Here is a 21,221-nt window from a genome sequence, read left to right as displayed (position 1 = left end):
GCGCCTTCGCGGGACAGTGGTAGGCGCTCTCATCGCGGGCTCGGGCGCTTTCAGGCAGGTTCAGCGGGTGGCGCCGGGCTTCCAGAGGATCTCTCCGCCGTCGGCGGCGACCCGGCAGAGGATGAACAACAGGTCGGACAGCCGGTTGAGGTATTTGGCCGGCAGAGGGCTGACGTCGTCGTGGGCCTCCAGAGCCGACCAGGCCGTGCGCTCGGCCCGCCGTACGACGGTGCGGGCGACGTGGAGGAACGCGGTCGCGGGAGGACCGCCGGGCAGGATGAAGCTGCGCAGGGGCTTCAGGGGAGCGTTGAACCGGTCGCACTGCTGCTCGAGCCAGGTGATGTAGGACTCCTCGACACGCAGCGGCGGGTATTCGGGATCGTCGGTCACCGGCGTGCACAGGTCGGCGCCGACGTCGAAAAGCTCGTTCTGCACGCGGGTCAGCACGGCGACGACGTCCGCGGGAAGCCCTTCGGCACCGGCGACGGCCAAGGCGGCCCCGATGGCGGCGTTGGCCTCCTCGACGTCTGCGTAGGCCGCCAGCCGGGGGTCGGTCTTGCTCGTCCTGCTGCCGTCGCCCAGGCCCGTCGACCCGTCGTCGCCGGTCTTGGTGTAGATCTTCGACAGCACGACCGGCTTGTCGTCATCGGCTCGTGTCATGCCGCCCAGCGTAGTCAGATCATTTCCGATGGCCCTGGGCAGGAGGGTCACAGGCCGAACGAGCGGTGGAAGATGTGCACGGCCGTGTCGATCACTACGTCCGTCGAAGGCGTCGGATCGGCGAGCACCCATTCGATGAGCAACTCCGTGACCGCGCCGATAAGGCCGAGGGACAGCATGTGCACGTTGCGGGGGAGAGGATGGCCCGCGTCCTTGGCGACACCCTCGATGATCTCCGTGAACGCCTTCACCGTGTGCTGCCGGGCCATGGTCAGCACGCTTCCCGCACGGCGGACCTCCAGATGCATGAGACGGGCCCGCCGTGCGTCCTTGGTCACGAAATTGACGTATTCGGCGATGCCGGCGACGATCCGGTCGTCCAGCGACGCGGGGGCCCTGTCGATGGCCGTGGTCACCACGGTGATGGTCTCGTCCACGCATCGCTGGTAGACGGCGTGCATCAGGTCGTCGCGGCTGGAGAAGCACTCGTAGAACGCACGATTGGAGATCCTCGCGGCGGCGCACAGGCGTTCGATGGTGGTGGCGTGGAAGCCGGGATGGGCGAACAGCGTGTACGCCGCTGTTATGAGCCGCTCCCTCCGGTCTGCGAGCCGCTCCGCCGCAGACATGCCCCGGTAGTCACGTCCCATGCAAATCTTCCACCTCATACCGTCATGACCCAAAGAACCTTCCATTATGGTGGCAAGATCCTTTACGCGGAAGTGCCGCTAAATGGGCGCCTTTCCGGTATGCCGAGGTGGCCTCAAGGCTTGACAGGGAGGTCAACCCGTCACTTTGTGGTTACCGTACCGCGTCGCGGCGACCACGTACTGTGATCGCCGCGACCCGGCCTCATCCGTCGCGACGGCCCTTCCAGCGGAACGTCGTCAGGCACAACACGGCGCCTCCGATCAACCAGGCGCCCAGGACCAGGGCGACCCGGTCCAGTTCGTACGACTTCGTCGTCTCGAAGACGGCTCCCGCGTCTCCGAGAAAGACCGAACGAAAGCCCTGGCACATCCACTTCAGCGGGAAGAACGACGCAATGTTGATCAGCCATTGCGGCATCAGGGTGAACGGGATGAAGACGCCGGAGATGAACTGCAACACCACGAAGGGCATGCTGATCACCGCCGCGGCGCTCTTGGCCGACCTCGGCAGGCTGCTCGCCGCGATGCCGAGCAGCGCGGCGGCCGAGACGCCGAGCAGGAACACCCAGGCGAGCGTCACCCAGCGTGACAGGTCCGAGGGCAGGTTCAGGTCGTACATCAGCACGCCGATGGTCAGCAGGATGGCCACCTCGAGCAGCGCGATGACCAGAACATTGACGATCTTGCCGATGAAATAAGCGCCGGCAGGCATCGGTGTCCCGGCGAGCCGCTTCAGCGTGCCGTCCTGACGTTCGGTCGCGATGCCGATGCCGAGGTTCTGGAACCCGGCACCCATGACGCCCGCGCCGATCAGGCCCGCGGTGTACAGCTGGGAGAAGGTGATCCCGGTGCCCTCGAGGCCGCCGGCGAAGATCGAGCCGAACAGCACGAGGAGGACGATCGGGAAGGAGAAGGTGAAGACGACCGCGTCTTTCTCGCGGAAGAACATCTTCGTCTCGACGGCCGCCCGGGCCAGGCCGAGCCGGAACGTGGACGGCATCGGCGCGGAGGCAGGAGCGGCGGTGGGCAGGGCGGTGGCGGTTTCAGCCAAGGGGGGCCTCAATTAGGTGTCGGGAGGGAGAGGGCACGATGATCAGGAGGGCTCGATCAGGCTCAGGTAGATGTCCTCGAGCGAGGGGCGGGTGACCGTGAGCCCGGGGATCTCGCCGTCGAACGTCCGGCTCAGCTCGAGCACGGTCTCCGTCGGGGTGTCGGTCTCGACGGAACCCTCCGACCAGGTCACGCGCGCCTTGGCCGTCGCGCGGCCACCTAGGGTCGACGGCTCTCCCTCGGCGACGATGCGTCCCTGGGCGATCACCGCGACGCGGTCGGCCAGTGCCTCGGCCTCTTCCAGGTAGTGGGTGGTCAGCACGATTGTGGTGCCGTCGTCGGACAACCCCTCGATCAGCTCCCAGAACTGCCGGCGGGACTCGGGGTCGAAGCCCGTCGTGGGCTCGTCGAGGAACAGCAGTTCGGGCCTGCCGACGACGCCGAGGGCCACGTCGACCCGCCGCCGCTGGCCTCCCGACAGGTGGCGGATGCGCTTGCCCGCGCTCTCGGTGAGGCCGACCATCGCGATGACCTCGTCAGGGTCGCGGCTGTCGGGATAGTACGCGGAGAAGTGCCGGAGCATCTCGCGCACGGTCAGCTCGGGGGATTCTTCGGTGTTCTGCAGGACGATGCCGATCCGCGACTTCCAGCGCCTGGTGGGTTTGCCCGGATCGGAGCCCAGCACGCTGACCTCTCCGGCGTCGCGTTTGCGGTAGCCCTCCAGGATCTCGACCGTGGTCGACTTTCCCGCTCCGTTAGGGCCGAGGATGGCGAAGATCTCGCCCTGTGCGATGTCGAGATCGATGCCGGCGACGGCGTCGACTCCGCCGTACTGCTTCCTCAACCCTCGCACCTGTATGGCTTGTGTCATATCTCTACTTTCGTTGCCATATAGGTGCCGCGTTACCCGTATTGGATCATCTTTGTAGGAACGCCTCGAGAAGCTCCGCCGTCAGCTCGGGGGCCTCCTCGGGCACGTAGTGATCGCTGGGCACCGCCTGCCCCCGCACATCCTCGGCGTACCGCCGCCAGACGTCCAGGACGTCGTACGTCCTGCCGACGAAGCCGTGCTCACCCCACAGGGCCAGCAGGGGACACCTGACCCGGTTTCCCGCCTCCGCGTCGGCGTCGTCGTGGCGCAGATCGATGCTCGCGGCGGCGCGGTAGTCCTCGCACGACGCGTGGATCGCCGCCGGGTCGGAGAAGCACCGCACGTACTCGGCCTGGGCCGCCGAGTCGAACGGCGAGCCGCCCCCGTGCCGGGCGGTCATCCGGGTGAGCACCCAGAACGCGGGGTCGCCGCCGATCAGATGCTCGGGGATGCCGTTCCCCGCCGCGAGGAAGTACCAGTGGTAGTAACCCAGGCCGAACGCGGCGTCGGCGTGGAGGAAGATGTGGCGAGTCGGCACGATGTCCAGCACGGCCAGCCTGTCGACCCGGTCCGGATGGTCGAGGGCGAGCCGGTGCCCGACCCGGCCTCCACGGTCGTGGCCCACCACCGCGAAGCGCTCGAATCCGAGCTCCCGCATGACGAGCACCTGGTCGCGGGCCATCGCGCGCTTGGAATAGGGGCTGTGGTCGGGCGTGGAGGCGGGCTTGTCGCTGTCGCCGTAACCGCGCAGGTCGGTCAGGACCACGGTGTGGTCGCGGGCGAGTAGCGGTGCCACGTGATGCCAGATGAGATGCGTCTGCGGGTAGCCGTGCAGGAGCAGCACGGGCGGACCGTCCCCGGCGACCACCGTGTTGATCCGCACGCCGTCGGCGTCGATCATGTGCCGGGCGAACGACGCGGGCAGGGGGACGGTCATGATCAGTCCTCCGATCGGCGTTGCAGGATGCCTTGCCGCCTGGTTATCAGCCCCCGGCCCGCGCCGCCACTTCGTCGATCAGCCTTCGAGGATCTCGAACCGCTCGGCCATGGCTGTGAAGAGGGCGTCGTCCTCGTCCGGCACCGATGATCCGAGGCCGAGGCAGAATCGCACACCGTCTTCGATGACGATGTATTCGCGGACCGCCCACACGCGGCCCGCGTCGTGCCGGGCGCAGTCGAGCCGAGCGGCGCGCCGCCCGGCCACGTCGACGTCGGAGATGACGAAGTCGCCGAATCCGGAGGCCTCCAGGGTGGCCTGGATGAGCTCGGCGACCTCGGCCGCGGTCGCGCCCGGCCGTCCCGGCCCGCGGAAGACGATCACGCTGTGCCTGCGGTCGGACGGCTGGGCGAACCGCGCGGTCTCCCAGGGGCTGTTCTTGAGGTTGGGCGGCCGCTCGTTCCAGTCCTGCGGAACGTGTACGGCATAGCCGTACTCGGGCTTTTCGATGCGCTGCCACTCCATGTGCCACTCCTCGGCGTCGAGACGTCGAAGGTGCCTCAGAGCAGCGGTGTACGACTCGCCGGTACGGCGGGCTCGTTCACGGACACGGCGCTTGAAGTGCTTGTTCGCTGTCATCGGGACCCTCGACACCACCATGGCCCGGCCCCGGCGACAGGCCCATGGCGGGCGGATGACAAGCGATCCGAGGAGACCAGTCCCCTTTGCCTCCGCCAGGCGGCCCCGCCGGGGAGGGCCGAAGGAGGTTGGGCGTTGGATCGACGCCGAGAACCCAGGATAGCGCCAGGAATGCCCTTTTTGCTTTGTGGCGGGCGGTCAGAAGAGGGTGGGGTTCTCCGGCTCGATGCCCCGCAGACCGTCGTAGTCGAGGACGACGCAGTCGATGCCGCGGTCGGCGGCGAGCACCCGGGCCTGGGGCTTGATCTCCTGAGCGGCGAAGACGCCTCTCACCGGAGCCAGCAGAGGATCACGGTTGAGCAGCTCGAGATAGCGGGTGAGCTGTTCGACTCCGTCGATGTCGCCTCGCCGCTTGATCTCGATGGCGACGGCGCCCCCATGATGGTCGCGGCAGAGGATGTCGACCGGGCCGATCGCCGTCATGTACTCCCTGCGGACCAGGCTCCAGCCCTCTCCGAGGGTGGTGATGTGCTCGGCGAGCAGCTCCTGGAGGTGCGCCTCGACGCCATCCTTCTGCAGGCCCGGGTCGATCCCGAGCTCGTGGCTGGAGTCGTGGAGGATCTCCTCGATCGTGAGGACGAGCTTCTCGCCGGTCTTGCCGTGGATCACCGACCAGGTGACCGAGCCGTCGATGTTCTCCTCACGGATCTTGCACGGGGGGTTCATCCAGTTGAGTGGTTTGAACGCCCGGTCGTCGGCGTGAATCGACACCGAACCGTCCGCCTTGATCAGGATGAGCCGGGGCGCCATGGGGAGGTGGGCCGTCAACCGTCCCACGTAGTCGACGCTGCACCGCGCGATGACCAACCGCATGAGCGCCAACCCTACCGGGGCGTACGGCCCGGACGAGCCGCTCTGGGAAACTGGCCGCATGGCACGCACGTTTGAGACGGTCGGAGTCGTCGGGCTCGGCACCATGGGCGCGGGCATCGCCGAGGTCTTCGCCCGCTCGGGCCTGAACGTGATCGGGGTCGAGGCCGACGACGCGGCGCTGGCCAGAGGACGCGGCCATTTGGAGAGCTCGACCGGCAAGGTCGTGGCGCGGGGCAGGATGTCCACGCAGGAGCAGACCGCTCTTCTCGGGCGGATCTCCTTCACCACGTCGCGTGAGGACCTGGCCGGCGCCGACCTGGTGATCGAGGCGATCCCCGAGATCATGGAATACAAGCGGGCGCTCTTCGCCGATCTCGACCGCATCTGCAAGCCGTCGGCCGTACTGGCCACCAACACCTCCTCGCTCTCGGTGACCGCCATCGCCGCCGCCACTTCCCGGCCGGCCCAGGTCGTCGGCATGCACTTCTTCAACCCGGCCCCGGTCATGAGGCTCGTGGAGGTGATCGGCACGGTCGTGATCGAGGACGGCCTGGCCGCCGAGGTCGCGGGCCTGGCCCGGCGGCTCGGCAAGACGCCGGTGACCGTGGGGGACAGGGCCGGATTCGTGGTCAACCGGCTGCTGCTCGGCTACCTCAACCACGCGTGCGTCCTGCTCGAGTCGGGCCTGTCCTCGCGGGACGACATCGACGTCGCGATGAAGCTCGGTCTCGGCCTGCCCATGGGCCCCTTCACGCTGCTCGACCTCGTCGGCCTGGACACGTCGTACGAGGTGTGCGAGGTGCTGTTCCGTGAGAGCCGGGACCGGCGGCACGCGCCCGCGCCGATGTTGCGCGAACTCGTCACCGCGGGGCTGCTCGGCCGCAAGACCGGCCGCGGCTTCTACTCGTACGGCGAAGGCACGGCGACCGTCCCCGAAGCCGGCCCGAAGGCCGCCGTGTCCGTGGCCGGCATCGTGGGCGGCGTGCCGGAGGCGGCGAGGCTGCTCACCGATCTCGACGCCGCCGGGTTCAAGGCGGTCGTCGCGGAGCCGTCCGACCTCACGCCGGTGGCCGACGCCGACGTGGTCATCGCACTGTCCGAGCGGCCCGTGATCGAGCTCGCCGTACGGCTTCCGCATCCCGAACGGCTCGTCGGGCTCCACCTCGTGGGCGACCAGGTGGCCGAGGTCGCTTCCACCGTCCTCACCTCGGACGAGGCCGCGGGAGCCGTACGGGATCTGGTGACGGTGCTGGGGCGCACGTCGGTGAGATGTGGCGACCGGGCGGAGTTCGTCGTCAACGCGCTGCTCTATCCCTATCTCAACGACGCGATCCGCATGCTGGACTCCGGTTATGCCTCCGCCGGTGACATCGACACGGCGATGCGGCTGGGCTGCGGTTACCCCGCGGGGCCGTTCGAGATGCTCGACGTCATCGGGCTGGAGCGGGTCAGGGACGGGCTGCGTGCGCTGTACGCCGAATATCGCGAGCCGTCGTTCGCCCCTGCGCCGCTGCTCGACCAGCTCGTGACGGCCGGTGTGTCCGGCATTCGCGCGTATGCCAGATGATCCTGGAAGAATGCAGGCAGATATACCGTTTCGCCCAGTGTTGATATCGTCCCCGGGTCCTGGAGGGCTGTTGCCGTGAGTCCGCGCCGTGCCCGACGTCTCGGCCCTTACGAGCGTCCCGACGGCCGCGGCGCCGTACGGCCGGTCGATTCCGTGCCGGGGGTCGACCAGGTGGAGAGCGCGGCCGACGGCGACTGGGTCGTACGGAAGGTCTCGGGTGCGGCGCTGGCCAAGACCTATCGATGCCCCGGGTGTGAGCAGGAGATCCGTCCTGGTGTGCCCCACATCGTGAGCTGGCCCGCCTGGCAGGGCGGCGAGGAGGAGCGGCGGCACTGGCACACCGCGTGCTGGAAGAACCGGGCAAACCGGGGCCCAGGGCGCAACCGGTACTGATCCGCCCGTGCATGATCACGTTTGGCGTCCGCGCTGGTCAGGTGGGGGATGGCCGAACTTCTGCATGATCACGATGGGGATATGGCCTGGTCGGCGGGCGTGACGCCGAAGTTCTGCATGATCACGCAAAGAGAAGTGGCTGGTCCGGGATACTGTGGGAGAACTTGTGCATGATCACGGCAAAGGGGGTGCGGTAGGGGTGTCGCACTCGCAGCCGCACGCGGAATCGCAGCCGCGGGACATCAGGGCGTCGACGGTCCTGCCCGCCAAGCGGGACGACATCGAGCTCCACACGGCCGACGGCCTGACCCTCGTCGGGGAGCTCGCGCTTCCGGAGGGCAAACCGCCGGTCGCGACGCTCGTGTGCCTGCATCCCCTGCCCACGCACGGCGGCATGATGGACAGCCACGTGCTGCGCAAGGCGTCCTACCGCCTGCCCGCTCTGGCCGACCTCGCCGTGCTGCGCTTCAACACCCGGGGCACGACCTCCGAACGCGGTACCTCACAGGGCTCCTTCGGCGAGGGAGAGACCGAACGCTACGACGTGGCGGCCGCCCTCGAATACGCGGAGTTCCACGATCTCCCCCACCCGTGGCTGGTCGGCTGGTCCTTCGGCACCGAGCTCGCCCTGAAGTGGGGGAGGGACCCCCTCGTCGAAGGCGCGATCCTGCTGTCGCCTCCGCTGCGCCGGGCCGGCGAGGCCGATCTCGACGCCTGGGCCGAGTTCGGCCGGCCCCTGGTCGCCCTCGTGCCGGAGTTCGACGACTACCTCCAGCCGGAGGAGGCCACCCGCCGGTTCGCCCGTGTGCCCCAGGCCGAGGTCGTCGGCGTCGACGGGGCCAAGCACCTGTGGGTGGGCGAGCCGTACGTGCGGATCGTCCTCAACGAGATCGTCAGGCGGGTCAACCCGGCCGCCGCGCCCCTTCCGATGGCGGTATAGGGCTCGTCCGCACTCGTGGGCGCCGAATCGGCCGCGGAAGGGTGGCAAGCGGCCGATCGCGCGTTACCTTGACCTGATGCAGCTGTACTCCCGATCGGCTGGAAGCGGCCTGCCCGTCGTCCTGCTTCACGCGTTCCCGCTCTCCTCGGCGATGTGGCTCGCGCAGCGCGAGAGCCTCGCCCCGGTGTGCCGGGTCATCACCCCTGACCTGCGGGGATTCGGCGGTTCACGGCTGGGCGACGACGATCCCTCGGTCGACGCGATGGCCGACGACGTCGCGGGCCTGCTCGATGCTGAACGCATCGACCGGGCGGTGGTCGGCGGGTTGTCCATGGGCGGCTACGTGACGATGGCGTTCTGCCGCCGCCATCCCGACCGGCTGCGCGGCGTGATATTCGCCGACACCAAGGCCGATGCGGACACGGAGGCGGCCCGGGCCAACCGGGAACGCGTCGCCCGCGCGGTGCTCGACGGCGGCTCGGGAGTCCTGGTCGACGACGTCATGCCTGCGCTGCTCGGCGTGACCAGCAAGCAGCGCCGGGGCATGGTCGTCGGACGTGTGCGCGGCCTGATGCAGTCGGCCCCGCCGGTGGCCGTCGCCTGGGCCCAGCGCGCGATGGCGGCCCGGCCGGACTCCTTCGACACGCTGCGGGCGCTGGACGTGCCCGCACTGGTCGTCGTGGGCGAGGAGGACGAACTGTCCCCGCCCTCCGACGCGGAGGCGATGGCCGCGGCCACTCCGGGCGCGAAGCTTGAGGTCATCGACAAGGCGGGCCATCTGTCCGCGATCGAGCAGCCCGAGGCGTTCAACCACGTCGTCGCGGAGTTCGTACGGTCCCTCAGCTGAGCTCCCTTACGGACCGGGATCCGGCTCAGCGGACCGAGCAGGGCGGCACAGGGCCCGGTGCGGCAACCGGAAGGGCCCGGCGAGATCGATCCCGCCGGGCCCTTCCCGTATAGCCGTTCAGATAGCCGTCGCCAACTCCCCGAAAGCGACGGTTGTTACTCCTGCCACCATTCGGCGTCGTCGTCGGCCTTGGGAGCGGGCTCGACCGGCTTGGCCGCCACCACGGGCTTGTCGGCCACGGGAGGCGCGGCGGACAGGGCCGGCTTCGCCGGGGCCGCGGCGACCGGAGCGTGCTCGGGCTCCATGCCCGGGAGAGCCGCGCCGCCGAGCAGCTGACGCAGCTGGGCGAGGTGGCTGGTGATGCTGTCGCGCTGGCGGGTGAGCTCGTCGACCTGACGCTGCATCGCAGTGCGGGTGCGCTCCGCTTCGCTCTTGGCGTCGGTCACGATCGACTCGGCGCTGGACTTGGACTCGGCCACCAGCTGGTCGGCGTTCTTACGCGCGTTGGCGAGCAGCTGCTTGGCGTGGGTGTCGGCCTCGCGGCGGGTCTGCTCGGCCTGCTGCGTGGCCTTGGTGGCCCGCTGCTCGGCCGTGGCGGCGCGCTGCTCGGCCTCGGCGACCAGCTTCTGGGTGTTGGCCTGGGCGGTCGCGTGCCGCTCCGCCTCCTGCCGCTCCGCTTCCTCACGGCGGGCGGCGAGCTGGATCTCGAACTCGGCCTCGTCCTGGGCCCGCTTGGCCTCGGACTCCTCCAGGACCCGCTGTGCCTGGGCGCGCATCTCGTCCGCCTGGCGCTTGGCCGTGGTGAGCACCTCGTCGCGCTCGCGCTTGGTGGACGCGCGCAGCTGGGCGACCTCGCGCTCGGTGGTGGTGCGCAGCTTGGCGATCTCACGCTCGGCGTCGGCGCGCTTCTCCGCCACTTCGTGGTCGGCCGTGGCGCGCAGCTTGGCGACCTCGCGCTCGGTCGTGGAGGTCAGCTCGTCGGACTCGCGCTTGGCGGTGGAGCGGATCTCCTCGGCGTCGCGCTCGGCCGTGGTCCGCATGTCCTCGGCCTCGCGGTTGGCCAGGGCCCGCTTCTCCGCTGCCTCGTTCTCTGCGGCCGCACGGAGGTCGGCCGCGTCCACCCGAGCCGCCGCCTTGATCTCGTTCGCCTCGGACCTGGCCGCCTGCACGAGCTCCGTGGCCTGCTCTTCCGCCAGACGCAGCAGCTGCTCGATGCGGGCGCCGAGACCGGAGTAGGTCGGGCGCTCCTGCTCCTGCAACTGGCGCTGCGAGTCGGACAGGTCGCGCTGCAGCGCGCTCACCTGCTCCTTGGCCTGACGCAGCTCGGTGTCGAGCGTCTTCAAGTGGTCGTGGACCTGGTGCCGGTCATAGCCCCTGAGCACCACGTCGAATTCCCGGGAAGGGGCGTCTTCGAAGAAATTATTGAGCTGGTGGGCGTCGATGTCGGACTGCATGAGGCTCGATCCTGGTTGTCGAGACGGCTACACGGGCCGGACGGGGGGTTCGGACATCCGAGGCGAGGAACCCATAGGGCATCCACGTCCGGTGGTACGTCAGCGTACTCCGGTACTGCCGTGTTGGCGGCCCCGTCCGACTTTCTGCGTGACTTGTTACGTATGAACGTTTCTTGCGTTTGACTCAGCGCCGTGATGTCTCGACGAGTTCGGTGAGCACTCCTCCGATGTCTTTCGGATGGAGAAAGGCGATCGAAGCTCCCATCGAGCCGTGCCGCGGCCTTTCGTCGACCAAACGCACACCTTTCGCGGAGATTTCCGCCAAGGCTTTCGTGATGTCCGCCACTCCGTAACCGATATGGTGCACGCCCTCGCCCCGCTTGGCCAGGAACTTGCCCACCGCGGTGTCGGGGTGGAGCGGCTCCAGCAGCTGGACGTAGGAGGCGCCCTGGTCGCCGTCCGCCACGTGCAGCATGGCCTCACGGACGCCTTGTTCCTCGTTGACCTCCCGGCTCACCACGGTCAGCCCGAACACGGACTCGTAGAACTCGATCTTCTCGTTCAGATTGTGGCACGCGATTCCCACATGATCGATCCTCAACAACATTTTCGGTCACTCCCTTTCGCCCGTCGCCGAAGTCCGCCTGAAGTCCGGGCCGAAGCCCCCCGGGAGGCAGGCGCCGAAGGGGGCCCGCTCCCCGCGGTCGTCCGGCGTCTGCTGGGTATGGTGGCACCGTCGCCCTGATCTCGTGGTGGAGGCCCCTGAAATGTCTGGTTCCGTCATCGTCGCCGGAGCACGCACGCCCATCGGGAAGCTGCTGGGCTCGCTCGCCGATCTTTCCGCTGTCGAGCTGGGCGGCATCGCCATCAAGGCCGCGCTGTCGCGCGCCGGCGTCGCCCCCGACCAGGTGCAATACGTGATCATGGGTCAGGTGCTCCAGGCGGGGGCGGGGCAGATTCCGTCACGTCAGGCCGCCGTGAAGGCGGGCATACCCATGACCGTGCCGTCCCTCACCATCAACAAGGTGTGCCTGTCCGGCCTCGACGCGATCGCCCTGGCCGACCAGCTGATCAGGGCCGGCGAGTTCGACATCGTCGTGGCGGGAGGCATGGAGTCGATGACCAACGCCCCCCACCTGCTGCCCGGGCTGCGCAAGGGCGTCAAGTACGGCGACGCCGGCATCGTCGACTCGATGGCGTTCGACGGCCTCACCGACGCCTACGACCAGGTGGCGATGGGCGCGTCCACCGAGCACCACAACAAGCGGCTCGGCCTCACCCGTGAGGAGCAGGACGAGTTCTCCGCCCGCTCGCACCAGCTCGCCGCGAAGGCGACCAAGAACGGCGTCTTCGACGACGAGATCGTTCCCGTCTCCCTGCCGCAGGGTAAGGGCGAGCCGATCGAGTTCTCCGCCGACGAGGGCATCCGGGCGGACACGACCGTGGAGGCCCTCGCCCGGCTGCGTCCCGCCTTCAGCAAGGACGGCACCATCACCGCGGGGTCGGCGTCCCAGATCTCCGACGGCGCCGTGGCCGTCGTGGTCATGTCGCGGGCGAAGGCCGAGGAGCTGGGCCTCGAATGGCTGGCCGAGATCGGCGCCCACGGCAACGTGGCCGGGCCGGACAACTCGCTGCAGTCCCAGCCGGCCAACGCGATCAAGCAGGCGCTCGGCAAGCAGGGGCTGACGACGGGCGACCTCGACCTGCTGGAGATCAATGAGGCGTTCGCCCAGGTCGTGCTCCAGTCGGCCAAGGAGCTCGGCGTCCCGATGGACAAGATCAACGTGAACGGCGGCGGCATCGCCCTCGGTCACCCGATCGGCGCGTCCGGCGCCCGGATCGTGCTGGCCCTGGCCCACGAGCTCAAGCGCCGCGGCGGCGGCCTCGGCGCGGCCGGCCTGTGCGGCGGCGGCGGCCAGGGCGACGCCCTCATCATCCGCGTCCCCGGCTCGGGAAACTGACGATGGAGGTCGCGGCGCTCGTCGCCGAGGCGCGGCTGGGCCGGCCCCGTGCGGTGGCGCGCCTGCTCTCGCTGGTCGAGAATGCCGTGTCGTCGCCCGAGCGCGCGGGCACACTCCGCGAGGCCATGGCGGAGCTCGCCACCGGGACGCGGGAGCCGTACACCGCGCGGGTCATCGGCCTGACGGGCGCGCCCGGGGTCGGCAAGTCGACGACGACGGGCATGCTCATCCAGGCGTTCCGCGCCCGCGGAAGCCGGGTGGGCGTGCTCGCCGTCGACCCCTCCAGCCCCTTCACCGGGGGCGCGCTGCTCGGCGACCGGGTGCGGATGCAGGAGCACGCCACCGATCCGGAGGTCTTCATCCGCAGCATGGCCAGCCGGGGCCACCTGGGCGGGCTCGCCTGGGCGACGCCGCAGGCGTTGCGCGTGCTCGACGCCGCCGGATGCGACGTGATCCTCATCGAGACCGTGGGCGTCGGCCAGGCCGAGGTGGACGTCGCGCGCCTCGCCGACACCACCCTCGTGCTGCTCGCCCCCGGCATGGGCGACGGCGTGCAGGCCGCCAAGGCGGGCATCCTCGAGGTCGCCGACGTGTTCGTGGTCAACAAGGCCGACCGGGAGGGCGTCCAGGCGACCGTGCGGGAACTGCGCAACATGGTCGCCCTCGTCGAGGCGCCCTGGCGGCCGCCGATCGTCACGACCGTGGCCGCCAAGGGCGAGGGCGCCGACGACCTGCTGGCCGCGCTCGACAAGCACGCCGCCCACCTGAAGGGCTCGGGCGAGCTCCACTTCCGCAGACTCGCCCGCGCCAGGGACGAGATCGAGGCGATCGTGCTCGCCCGGCTGAGGTCGCGGCTCGCCGACCCTCAGGAGGACCGGCTCGCCTCCCTCGCGGAGCGGCTGCTCGCGGGCGGCCTCGACCCCTATTCGGCCGCCGACGACCTCATCGCCGCGCTCAACTGAGTGGCCGGGCTGTACGGCTCCCGCCGCTCAGCCGAGCGCGGAATGAGCGGTCGTCAGGACTGGTCGTCGTACTGGATGACGACGGTCGTGAAGCCGAGCGACTTCAGCATGCTCTCCAGCGCGACCTTGGTGTTCTGGTCGGCCCGGGCGCGCAGGTCGCTCGAGGCCGCCGTGTCCCCGATCTTCTGCTCGGCCAGCAGGTAGAGCTCCTGCTGGTTCTGCGACGAGGAGGACAGGAAGTCCGACACCCGGTCGAAAAGGCCCCGCTGCTGCGCGTAGACGTAGGAACGCTTGTTGTCGAGGTTGGGCTTTTCGAGCTGGGCGTGCGGAAGCCGTACGGTCACGGTCTTGCCGTCGGGGGAGACGGTGATGGCGTCCTTGGACAGGCCTGAGAAGTCCACGTAGGCGTCCACGCTGCCCACGCCGACGAACAGGGTCCTGGTGCCCTTGATGGCGTCGGGCAGGAAGTTGGCGTCCTTCTCCAGGTCGACGATGACCTGGAAGTTGCCGGTCGCGGCCTCGTACCGGCTGAGGTTCTGGATCGACTGCAACAGCACCGGGCCGCTGCGGTCGATGGTCTCCTCTCCAAGCGGGTTCAGCCATGACCACGTAAGACGTGCGCCCACGACGACGAGGAGGATGACGAAGAGGACACCGGCGAGAAGCCGCCAGCCTCTGCGGGGATTGCGGGCCGGAGGCTGGTCGGGGAGCGGGCCCGTGGCCGGCTCGGGGAGGTGTCGGGTCTGGCGGTCCACGGGAGGACATCTTCCCCCTATTGGGGCGATCTCACATCCCGGTTGCCCGCGCCGCGGCTTTCGGCGGCGCGGGGGGAACGGGCGTCTCACTGGTTTCCGGGCACCGCCCCGGTGGCCTGCCGGACGTCCGGCGGCGTGATCGTGCGGCCTGGGGGGAGACGTTCCTGGTCAGGGCGGAAATCGGTGCCGCGGCGGGAATCCTGAGCCGGCTGGGAGTCGCCGCCGGAGCCCGGGTCGATCCGGTGGCCGCCCGGCCAGGAGCCGTCGCGGAATCCGCGGGCGTGGTGGGAGTCGCGCCCGGTGGGGTCGCCGGGACCCGTCGGCGCGGCCCCAGGACCCGGAGACGCGCTCGCCTCGGGGGCCGTGCCCGGAGCCGAACCCGGGTCCTGTCCCTGACCCGCGCCCGGCGACTGCCCCGGCTCTGGCGACTGCGGACCGGCCGACTGCCCGGGCGTCGTGACCGGGCCGGGGCCGGGAGGCACGGCGGGGGCGGGCGGCACGTCCGTCGGCGACGGCGTCAGGACGGGTGCGGCCGTGGGCGGATAGGACGGGCTCGGGTTGACGGGATAGACCGGCGCGTAATCATGCTCGCCGCCCACCGGATATCCGGTCATCTTCGGGACGGCCGGCCGGACTCCACCGCCGAAATGCCTGCTCTGCAGCCCGCACGACACGAAGTCGGAGTAGAACATGCGCAGCCAGTCGCGCCGCTGCGTCTCGGTGAGTTCCGAGAACCACACCGCGGCGTACCGGTGCTCGGGGATCGGCCCCGCGGGCAGTGGCTCGTTGCGCAGCCAGGCGATCACGATGGCCCGGTAACCGGCGGCGATCATCCCCGGGCACGGCCTGGCCAGATGGTCGAGGAACTCGGTCGCCGCGCGGTCGGCGTAGCCGTCGCCCAGGTCGTCGACGTGGATGAAGGCCACCCCGGGATCGGCCGTGTCGTCGTCGCCGCGCGAGTGCTGCTCCACCCGCTTGAAGCCGGCGGGAGTTCCGGCCAGCCGGGCCGCGATCGTCGTGAACGTGCTGACCAGCTCGGTCAGGCCGCCACGCATCGTCGGATGCACGCACACGGTGATCGGCCACTCCTGGCAGCTGTAGACCAGGCGCTCGGTCGCGGCCACCGTCTGCGGCTCGGTGACGAGCCTCGCCGCTCCCGTGCCCGCCGCCAGCACCGCGATGACCGCGGCGGCCAGCGCGAGCGTGCGCCCGGTGACGAGCGCCACCCAGCCGAGCAGCAGCGCGGTGCTCAGGCCGACCAGCCACAACGTCTGGTCGGTGAAAGCCGTCGCGCTCATCCCCTCGAACAGGTTGTACGGCTCCCGCGTCGCCGGGGCGAGCCGGTCCGCCCACCGGAAGTTGCCGGCCAGCCAGGTGAACAGCACATAGGTGCCGAGACCCGCGACGGCCGGCGTCGCGATCACGGGCAGCAGCCAGCCCACGATCCAGCCGACCACGACGTACAGCGTCAGCGAGGCGACGCACATCGCCAGCCCGCTGGGCACCATCCGGCCGGGCTGCTCGCCCAGGCCCGCCCGCAACCCGAGCACCAGCACCGTGGTGCCGAACGAGCCGGTCACCACCAAGAGGATCGCCAGCGGGGCCTTCACGGCCCGCCACGGCGTCATCGCGCGGCCGCGGCCCGCGCGGTGCTTGCACACCGCCACCCACGCCGCGAACGCGGCCGCCACCGGGCCTGTGAGCCGCAGCGAGCCGATGACCGCCATCACTATGTCGTCCCAGCTCATGAAGCCGGGAATCAGGACGCTCCACGCGGCGATGAGCCCAAGTGCCAACAACACGGTCACCGTGACGACCGTGCTGTGCTTGAACTCCTCGCGTGAAACGCCCCTGTGGCTACCCACGGCCAGGCGCGGCCGCCGGCCACGCCATCGTTGATATCCGGTGCGCGTTACACACCGGGACAGGCAAGCTGCCCATCAAGCACCCCCCGTGCCTGTGTGAGCGGGGCAAGGAGACCACGCCGTTCCCCCTGGCGCTGATCCTCCGTCGGCCTCGCCTCGGTCCGCCGCTAGCAGACCGGGCGCCCCGGGCCACCGGGTTTGCCGCCGCCTCACCTTTTGACGTGGCAACCATAACGGAGCGTGACCCTTGGGGTAGGAGTTCTGGGGTCAAGGAATGAATTCGGTTACGCACCGTACGCGGATCGATCACGAACGGCGTGGCGGTACCGTATGGGGCCATGTCCTTCCCGCCCAGTTCAAGCCCACTGCCGGCAGGTGGTGCCAGGCCTCTCAATCTGCCGTTCGACCCCATCGAGCGGGCCGCGGAAACCTGGCGGGAGAAATTCGGCCCGTCGTCCGCGATGGCCGCCGTCACGTCGATCATGCGGGCCCACCAGATCCTCCTCGCGCAGCTCGACGCACTGCTCAAGCCGTACGATCTGACGTTCGCCCGGTATGAGGCACTTGTGTTGCTCACGTTCAGCAGGACGGGCGCACTGCCTCTGTCCAAGATCGGCGAACGCCTGATGGTGCATCCGACGAGCGTGACGAACACCGTCGACCGGCTGGAGCGCTCCGGGCTCGTGAAGCGCATGCGCAACCCCCGGGACGGGCGCGGAGTCCTCGCGCACATAACCGAAGAAGGCCGTGGCGTCGTCGCCCGGGCCACCGCCGACCTGATGAACGCCGGATTCGGCATGGGCATGTACGGCGACGCCGACCTGGATGCGATGTTCGACCTGCTCAAAACCCTGAGGGTCGCCGCCGGCGATTTCAGCGTCTGATTGCGCTCGCTTCGCTTGCGCGGGCTCGGGGCGCTTTGAGGCCGTGTCTTCCCTCGTCACGTCCTCGCTCGTTCCTCGCTGCGGGCGTTCCTCAGTCCAGACCCGGCCGCGCCCCTCGCGCTCGGGGTTGGCCCAAGCACGATGCCGAGGGAAGGAGCCGCCTGAAGGCGTCCCGAGCCCGCGCGAGCGGAGCGAGCGCAATAAAAACGGCCACCGCCGGGGGCGGTGGCCGTTGTGTTACCGCGGATGACGCTGCGGGTCGATCAGTGGCCCACGGCGTGGAGGGCGTTCACGATGCCCTTGCCGTAGAAGCCGTTGTTGGAGGTGGTGCCCTCACACGTGTGCGTCGCGGTCGTGGTCTGACCGGTCGGCAGGATGCGCGTGTAGGTGAACGCGGCCGGGTTCGGGCAGGACTTCTTGGTGGCGGTGCCCTTGAGGATGTTCTCCACCACGTCGGGGTCGAGCGTCAGGCCGCCGTGGTGCGGGTCGCGGTGGCCGTACTTGCTGACGATCAGAGCCGCGACGCCGGCCGCCCGGGGGGAGGCCATCGAGGTGCCCTGAAGGTACTGGTAGTAGGCGCAGACCTTGCCCTTGCAGTCCTTCACGACGTAGTCGACCGTCGGGTCGCCGTTCTCGTCGATCTCACCGTTGGCGACGGCGAGCGACTTGGGGTAGGCCGACAGCGTCGCCTTGGTGACGTCCCGGGTGTTGCCGGGGGTGTCGTAGGCGTCGCCGCCTGGCGAGGCCACGTCGATGTAGCCGTTGCCGTAGTCGGAGTAGTACGACTTGCGGGTGCTGATGCCGGTGGAGGACACCGAGATCACGTGCTCACCCTCGCTCGGCATCGAGATGCAGCTCGTCGGGATCGTGCGGGTACGGGGCTGCTGACCGGCGACCTGGGCGAAGTCGGGGCTGGAGGCGTCGACGATCGTCTTGGTGTAGTCGGTTGCGCCGTTGCCGGCCGCCGACACGAGCGTCACGCCGTGCCGGTGTGCGTAGTCGAGCGCCCGCTGGACCGCCGAGACGATCGTCCGCTGCTCCAGCTGCTCGGCGGGGGAGTCGGCCGGGTTGTCGGCGCAGTTGAACAGCCACGGGTCGATGTAGTAGCTCATGTTGATCACGTCGACGCCGACGTCGCCCGCGTAGGTGAGGGCGTCGATGGTGGGCTGAACGAAGAAGTAACCCGAGTCCTGGCCGACCCGCAGGTTGACGAGGCTCACCTTGGGTGCGACGCCCGCGACGCCGAGGCCGTTGATCGGCGAGGCGATCGACGACGCGACGTGCGTGCCGTGGCCGTCCTCGTCCACGTCGGCGGGGTCGTTGCAGGATCCGTCGGGGTCGCTCGCGCACGGCCCGTCGATGACGGTGCCGTTCGCGTCGGCCGGGAGGTCGACGGTGAAGTTGCGGCTCAGCTTCCTGTTGAAGTTGGGTGCGATGTCCGGGTGGGACGCGTCGATGCCCGTGTCGAGGATGCCGACCAGGACGCCCTTGTCGCCTTCCTCGTACTTGTGGGCCTTGTCCGCCTGGATCTGCTTCATGTCCCACTGGAGGCCGGCCAGCGGCTCGTCCTTGACGTTCCGCTTCCACTTGGTGACGGAGCCGTGTCCGCGGCCTTCGCGCTCGACCACCTTGTTCTGGGCCTTGCGGGCGACGGCCGCGTCGTGCGGCACGGTGCCGATCGTGCGGTTGCGGGCGACGCCCGCGATGGCGGCGTCGCTCTGGATCGTGCCGGCGAAGCCGGCGTTGGCGGTGCTGACCGTGGCGACACCCACTTCGGCGTTGACCTTCACGATCGTGCCGCCGGCCGCCTCGATGGCCTTTTGGGCCTGGGCGGTGTTCGCGCCTTCCTTGTACAGAACGACGTACTCGGTTTTGGCTCCGGATTGCCTGGTTTCGACAGCCTGAGCCGGGGCCGTCAAGGTCGCAGCTACGACCGCGGTCGTAGCGACGACGACTGTGACGCGCTTCACATCCACCTCCATGTGGACTTTGAGAGGGCGTTGACCATGCTTGAAGATTTCTCGCCCTTGTCAAAGATCCGGAGAGATTTGCGACCAACGTGTGACATGAAAGTGTTCTTGGAGGAATGGCGGGATAACTCTTCGTGTGCTCCGGAGGTGCGGGGTTGGGCATCGGTAGTAGGACGTCCTAGTATTTTTCTCGGGAGCCGAGACAGGTGGAGGCTGAATGGACCCCGAGCGTGCGAACACCCCCGGCGACGAGGCCGGAAGGGCTCGCTGGCAGGCGCGGTACGACGCCGCCTTCAAACGGACACGGGAATTCCGGACGCTTTCCGGACTGGAGGTAGACCCCGTTTACGGTCCGCCCGGTGAAGATCCGCGGATGGAGCGCATCGGGTGGCCGGGCGAGTTCCCCTTCACTCGCGGCCTTTACGCGACGGGTTATCGCGGACGGCCCTGGACGATCCGGCAGTTCGCCGGTTTCGGCAACGCCCGGCAGACCAACGAGCGCTACAAGATGATCCTGGGCGCCGGGGGCGGCGGCCTGTCCGTCGCCTTTGACATGCCGACGCTGATGGGCCGCGACTCCGACGACGACCACGCGCTCGGCGAGGTGGGCCACTGCGGCGTCGCGGTGGACTCCGCGCTCGACATGGACCAGCTCTTCGAGGGCATCCCGCTCGGCGACGTGACGACGTCGATGACCATCAGCGGGCCGGCCGTACCGATCTTCTGCATGTACGTCGTCGCCGCCGAACGGCAGGGCGTGCCCGCGAGCCGGCTGAACGGGACGCTCCAGACCGACATCTTCAAGGAGTACATCGCGCAGAAGGAGTGGCTGTTCGCCCCCGAGCCCCATCTGCGGCTCATCGGCGACCTCATGGAGTTCTGCGCCGCCGAGATCCCCGCCTACAAGCCGTTGTCGGTCTCCGGCTATCACATCAGGGAGGCAGGGTCGACGGCCGCGCAGGAGCTGGCCTTCACCCTGGCCGACGGGTTCGGGTACGTCGAGCTGGGCCTGTCGCGAGGGCTGGACGTGGACGCCTTCGCCCCCGGGCTGTCGTTCTTCTTCGACGCGCACATCGACTTCTTCGAGGAGATCGCCAAGTTCAGGGCGGCTCGGCGGATCTGGGCCCGCTGGATGCGCGACGTGTACGGCGCCCGGACCGAGAAGGCCCAGTGGCTGCGCTTCCACACGCAGACCGCGGGCGTCTCCCTGACGGCGCAGCAGCCGGACAACAACGTCGTCCGTACGGCGATCGAGGCCCTGGCGGCCGTGCTCGGCGGCACCAACTCGCTGCACACCAACGCGCTGGACGAGGTGCTCGCGCTGCCGTCGGCGAAGGCCGCGGAGATCGCCCTCAGGACGCAGCAGGTCATCATGGAGGAGACCGAGGTCGTCAACGTCGTCGATCCGCTCGGCGGCTCGTGGTACGTGGAGGCGCTGACCGACAGGCTGGAGGAGGAAGCCGAAGCCATTTTCACGAAAATTCGGGAAATGGGGCCGGATGGGACGATGACCTCCGGCATCCTCCGTGGAATCGAGGACGGCTGGTTCATGTCCGAGATCGCCGAGGCGGCCTTCGACTACCAGCGGAAGCTGGAAAAGGGAGAAAAGCGCATCGTCGGGGTGAACTGCCACACCGCGACCGTCGAGGAGCCCCTGGAGATCCTCAGGATCAGTCACGAGGTCGAACTCGAACAGCGGCGGGTGCTCGCCGGACGCCGGGCCGCGAGAGACCAGGCCGCCGTGGACGCCGCCCTGGCCGCGCTCACGGATGCCGCGAGGACGACGGCCAACATGATCCCGCCCATGCTCGACGCCGTGAGGGCCGAGGCCACCCTGGGGGAGATCTGCGACGTACTCCGTACCGAATGGGGCACCTACTCCGAACCCGCCCGCTTCTAACCTCCGCGTGATCGCCCCCCTTCGCGTGATCATGCAGAAGTTC

The 21,221-nt window shown here is 69.1% G+C and carries 20 protein-coding genes; 8 read left to right on the top strand and 12 right to left on the bottom strand.

The annotated features are described in order from the left end of the window. Nucleotides 1-60: 60 nt before the first annotated feature. From Pth03_RS23575 to nucS, 7 genes are all read right to left on the bottom strand, one after another. Nucleotides 61-660: a cob(I)yrinic acid a,c-diamide adenosyltransferase gene (locus Pth03_RS23575; RefSeq protein WP_203946537.1), complete on the bottom strand. Its 600-nt coding sequence runs from the start codon at nt 658-660 to the stop codon at nt 61-63. Between the two features lie 47 nt (nt 661-707). Continuing rightward, nucleotides 708-1,310 carry a TetR/AcrR family transcriptional regulator gene (locus Pth03_RS23570; RefSeq protein ID WP_239119307.1) on the bottom strand — a complete coding sequence of 201 codons (603 nt, stop codon included), beginning with the start codon at nt 1,308-1,310 and terminating at the stop codon, nt 708-710. Between the two features lie 202 nt (nt 1,311-1,512). Next, entirely contained in the window at nt 1,513-2,361 is an 849-nt protein-coding gene (locus Pth03_RS23565) for an ABC transporter permease (RefSeq protein WP_239119306.1), read from the bottom strand. A gap of 42 nt (nt 2,362-2,403) precedes the next feature. Continuing rightward, complete coding sequence (locus Pth03_RS23560) at nt 2,404-3,231, bottom strand: ABC transporter ATP-binding protein (protein ID WP_203946536.1); 828 nt, start codon at nt 3,229-3,231, stop codon at nt 2,404-2,406. A 46-nt stretch (nt 3,232-3,277) separates the two neighbouring features. Then, nucleotides 3,278-4,168, bottom strand: a complete 891-nt coding sequence (locus tag Pth03_RS23555) for an alpha/beta fold hydrolase (RefSeq protein WP_203946535.1) — start codon at nt 4,166-4,168, stop codon at nt 3,278-3,280. Nucleotides 4,169-4,246: 78 nt separating this feature from the next. Beyond that, the gene (locus tag Pth03_RS23550; protein WP_203946534.1) at nt 4,247-4,807 is read right to left on the bottom strand and encodes a hypothetical protein; all 561 of its coding nucleotides are present in this window, start codon (nt 4,805-4,807) and stop codon (nt 4,247-4,249) included. Between the two features lie 198 nt (nt 4,808-5,005). Further along, a complete protein-coding gene (gene nucS, locus Pth03_RS23545) occupies nt 5,006-5,680 on the bottom strand; it encodes an endonuclease NucS (protein ID WP_203946533.1) in 675 nt (224 codons plus the stop codon). A gap of 58 nt (nt 5,681-5,738) precedes the next feature. Here nucS and Pth03_RS23540 point away from each other — a divergent pair, with 58 nt between their 5' ends. The 4 genes from Pth03_RS23540 (at nt 5,739) to Pth03_RS23525 (ending at nt 9,427) form a co-directional block, all read left to right on the top strand. Beyond that, entirely contained in the window at nt 5,739-7,247 is a 1,509-nt protein-coding gene (locus tag Pth03_RS23540; protein ID WP_203946532.1) for a 3-hydroxyacyl-CoA dehydrogenase family protein, read from the top strand. Between the two features lie 75 nt (nt 7,248-7,322). Continuing rightward, nucleotides 7,323-7,640 carry an Rv1322 family protein gene (locus Pth03_RS23535; RefSeq protein WP_203946531.1) on the top strand — a complete coding sequence of 106 codons (318 nt, stop codon included), beginning with the start codon at nt 7,323-7,325 and terminating at the stop codon, nt 7,638-7,640. A 199-nt stretch (nt 7,641-7,839) separates the two neighbouring features. Further along, nucleotides 7,840-8,580, top strand: a complete 741-nt coding sequence (locus tag Pth03_RS23530) for an alpha/beta hydrolase (protein ID WP_239119305.1) — start codon at nt 7,840-7,842, stop codon at nt 8,578-8,580. A gap of 76 nt (nt 8,581-8,656) precedes the next feature. Then, nucleotides 8,657-9,427 carry an alpha/beta fold hydrolase gene (locus tag Pth03_RS23525; RefSeq protein WP_203946530.1) on the top strand — a complete coding sequence of 257 codons (771 nt, stop codon included), beginning with the start codon at nt 8,657-8,659 and terminating at the stop codon, nt 9,425-9,427. A gap of 155 nt (nt 9,428-9,582) precedes the next feature. On the opposite strand, the gene Pth03_RS23520 is transcribed toward Pth03_RS23525, so the two are convergent. Both Pth03_RS23520 and mce read right to left on the bottom strand, forming a co-directional pair. Next, nucleotides 9,583-10,881 (bottom strand): DivIVA domain-containing protein, encoded by a 1,299-nt coding sequence (locus Pth03_RS23520; RefSeq protein ID WP_203946529.1) that lies wholly within the window; start codon nt 10,879-10,881, stop codon nt 9,583-9,585. A gap of 184 nt (nt 10,882-11,065) precedes the next feature. Beyond that, nucleotides 11,066-11,488, bottom strand: a complete 423-nt coding sequence (gene mce, locus Pth03_RS23515; RefSeq protein WP_203946528.1) for a methylmalonyl-CoA epimerase — start codon at nt 11,486-11,488, stop codon at nt 11,066-11,068. Between the two features lie 160 nt (nt 11,489-11,648). Here mce and Pth03_RS23510 point away from each other — a divergent pair, with 160 nt between their 5' ends. Both Pth03_RS23510 and meaB read left to right on the top strand, forming a co-directional pair. Continuing rightward, the gene (locus Pth03_RS23510; RefSeq protein ID WP_203946527.1) at nt 11,649-12,842 is read left to right on the top strand and encodes an acetyl-CoA C-acetyltransferase; all 1,194 of its coding nucleotides are present in this window, start codon (nt 11,649-11,651) and stop codon (nt 12,840-12,842) included. Nucleotides 12,843-12,844: 2 nt separating this feature from the next. Continuing rightward, nucleotides 12,845-13,804: a methylmalonyl Co-A mutase-associated GTPase MeaB gene (meaB, locus tag Pth03_RS23505; protein WP_203946526.1), complete on the top strand. Its 960-nt coding sequence runs from the start codon at nt 12,845-12,847 to the stop codon at nt 13,802-13,804. 53 nt (nt 13,805-13,857) lie between these two features. Here meaB and Pth03_RS23500 read toward each other — a convergent pair whose 3' ends face one another. Together Pth03_RS23500 and Pth03_RS23495 are read right to left on the bottom strand one after the other, a co-directional pair. Beyond that, nucleotides 13,858-14,559, bottom strand: a complete 702-nt coding sequence (locus Pth03_RS23500) for a DUF4230 domain-containing protein (RefSeq protein WP_203946525.1) — start codon at nt 14,557-14,559, stop codon at nt 13,858-13,860. A gap of 86 nt (nt 14,560-14,645) precedes the next feature. After that, nucleotides 14,646-16,367, bottom strand: a complete 1,722-nt coding sequence (locus Pth03_RS23495) for a hypothetical protein (RefSeq protein WP_203946524.1) — start codon at nt 16,365-16,367, stop codon at nt 14,646-14,648. A 395-nt stretch (nt 16,368-16,762) separates the two neighbouring features. On the opposite strand from Pth03_RS23495, the gene Pth03_RS23490 reads away from it, so the two are divergent. Continuing rightward, complete coding sequence (locus Pth03_RS23490; protein WP_203946523.1) at nt 16,763-17,308, top strand: MarR family transcriptional regulator; 546 nt, start codon at nt 16,763-16,765, stop codon at nt 17,306-17,308. Nucleotides 17,309-17,571: 263 nt separating this feature from the next. On the opposite strand, the gene Pth03_RS23485 is transcribed toward Pth03_RS23490, so the two are convergent. Then, complete coding sequence (locus Pth03_RS23485) at nt 17,572-19,278, bottom strand: S8 family peptidase (protein ID WP_239119304.1); 1,707 nt, start codon at nt 19,276-19,278, stop codon at nt 17,572-17,574. Nucleotides 19,279-19,495: 217 nt separating this feature from the next. Between Pth03_RS23485 and icmA the strand changes: the two genes are divergently transcribed. Further along, nucleotides 19,496-21,178, top strand: coding sequence for a coenzyme B12-dependent isobutyryl-CoA mutase large subunit (gene icmA / locus Pth03_RS23480; RefSeq protein ID WP_203946521.1), 1,683 nt, complete (start codon nt 19,496-19,498; stop codon nt 21,176-21,178). Nucleotides 21,179-21,221 lie beyond the last annotated feature (43 nt).

This window comes from Planotetraspora thailandica, assembly GCF_016863335.1.
Taxonomy (GTDB): domain Bacteria; phylum Actinomycetota; class Actinomycetes; order Streptosporangiales; family Streptosporangiaceae; genus Planotetraspora; species Planotetraspora thailandica.
Note: the sequence above shows the minus strand (reverse complement) of the source record. Positions and strands in the feature narration are given on the sequence as shown.

Excerpts from the sequence above, each read along its gene's own strand:
- Pth03_RS23520 (WP_203946529.1), bottom strand. The coding sequence starts at position 10,881 with ATGCAGTCCGACATCGACGCCCACCAGCTCAATAATTTCTTCGAAGAC.
- Pth03_RS23575 (WP_203946537.1), bottom strand. The coding sequence starts at position 660 with ATGACACGAGCCGATGACGACAAGCCGGTCGTGCTGTCGAAGATCTAC.
- Pth03_RS23525 (WP_203946530.1), top strand. The coding sequence starts at position 8,657 with ATGCAGCTGTACTCCCGATCGGCTGGAAGCGGCCTGCCCGTCGTCCTG.
- Pth03_RS23490 (WP_203946523.1), top strand. The coding sequence starts at position 16,763 with ATGTCCTTCCCGCCCAGTTCAAGCCCACTGCCGGCAGGTGGTGCCAGG.
- icmA (WP_203946521.1), top strand. The coding sequence starts at position 19,496 with ATGGACCCCGAGCGTGCGAACACCCCCGGCGACGAGGCCGGAAGGGCT.
- Pth03_RS23510 (WP_203946527.1), top strand. The coding sequence starts at position 11,649 with ATGTCTGGTTCCGTCATCGTCGCCGGAGCACGCACGCCCATCGGGAAG.
- meaB (WP_203946526.1), top strand. The coding sequence starts at position 12,845 with ATGGAGGTCGCGGCGCTCGTCGCCGAGGCGCGGCTGGGCCGGCCCCGT.
- Pth03_RS23540 (WP_203946532.1), top strand. The coding sequence starts at position 5,739 with ATGGCACGCACGTTTGAGACGGTCGGAGTCGTCGGGCTCGGCACCATG.
- Pth03_RS23560 (WP_203946536.1), bottom strand. The coding sequence starts at position 3,231 with ATGACACAAGCCATACAGGTGCGAGGGTTGAGGAAGCAGTACGGCGGA.
- Pth03_RS23555 (WP_203946535.1), bottom strand. The coding sequence starts at position 4,168 with ATGACCGTCCCCCTGCCCGCGTCGTTCGCCCGGCACATGATCGACGCC.
- nucS (WP_203946533.1), bottom strand. The coding sequence starts at position 5,680 with ATGCGGTTGGTCATCGCGCGGTGCAGCGTCGACTACGTGGGACGGTTG.
- Pth03_RS23570 (WP_239119307.1), bottom strand. The coding sequence starts at position 1,310 with ATGGGACGTGACTACCGGGGCATGTCTGCGGCGGAGCGGCTCGCAGAC.
- Pth03_RS23550 (WP_203946534.1), bottom strand. The coding sequence starts at position 4,807 with ATGACAGCGAACAAGCACTTCAAGCGCCGTGTCCGTGAACGAGCCCGC.
- mce (WP_203946528.1), bottom strand. The coding sequence starts at position 11,488 with ATGTTGTTGAGGATCGATCATGTGGGAATCGCGTGCCACAATCTGAAC.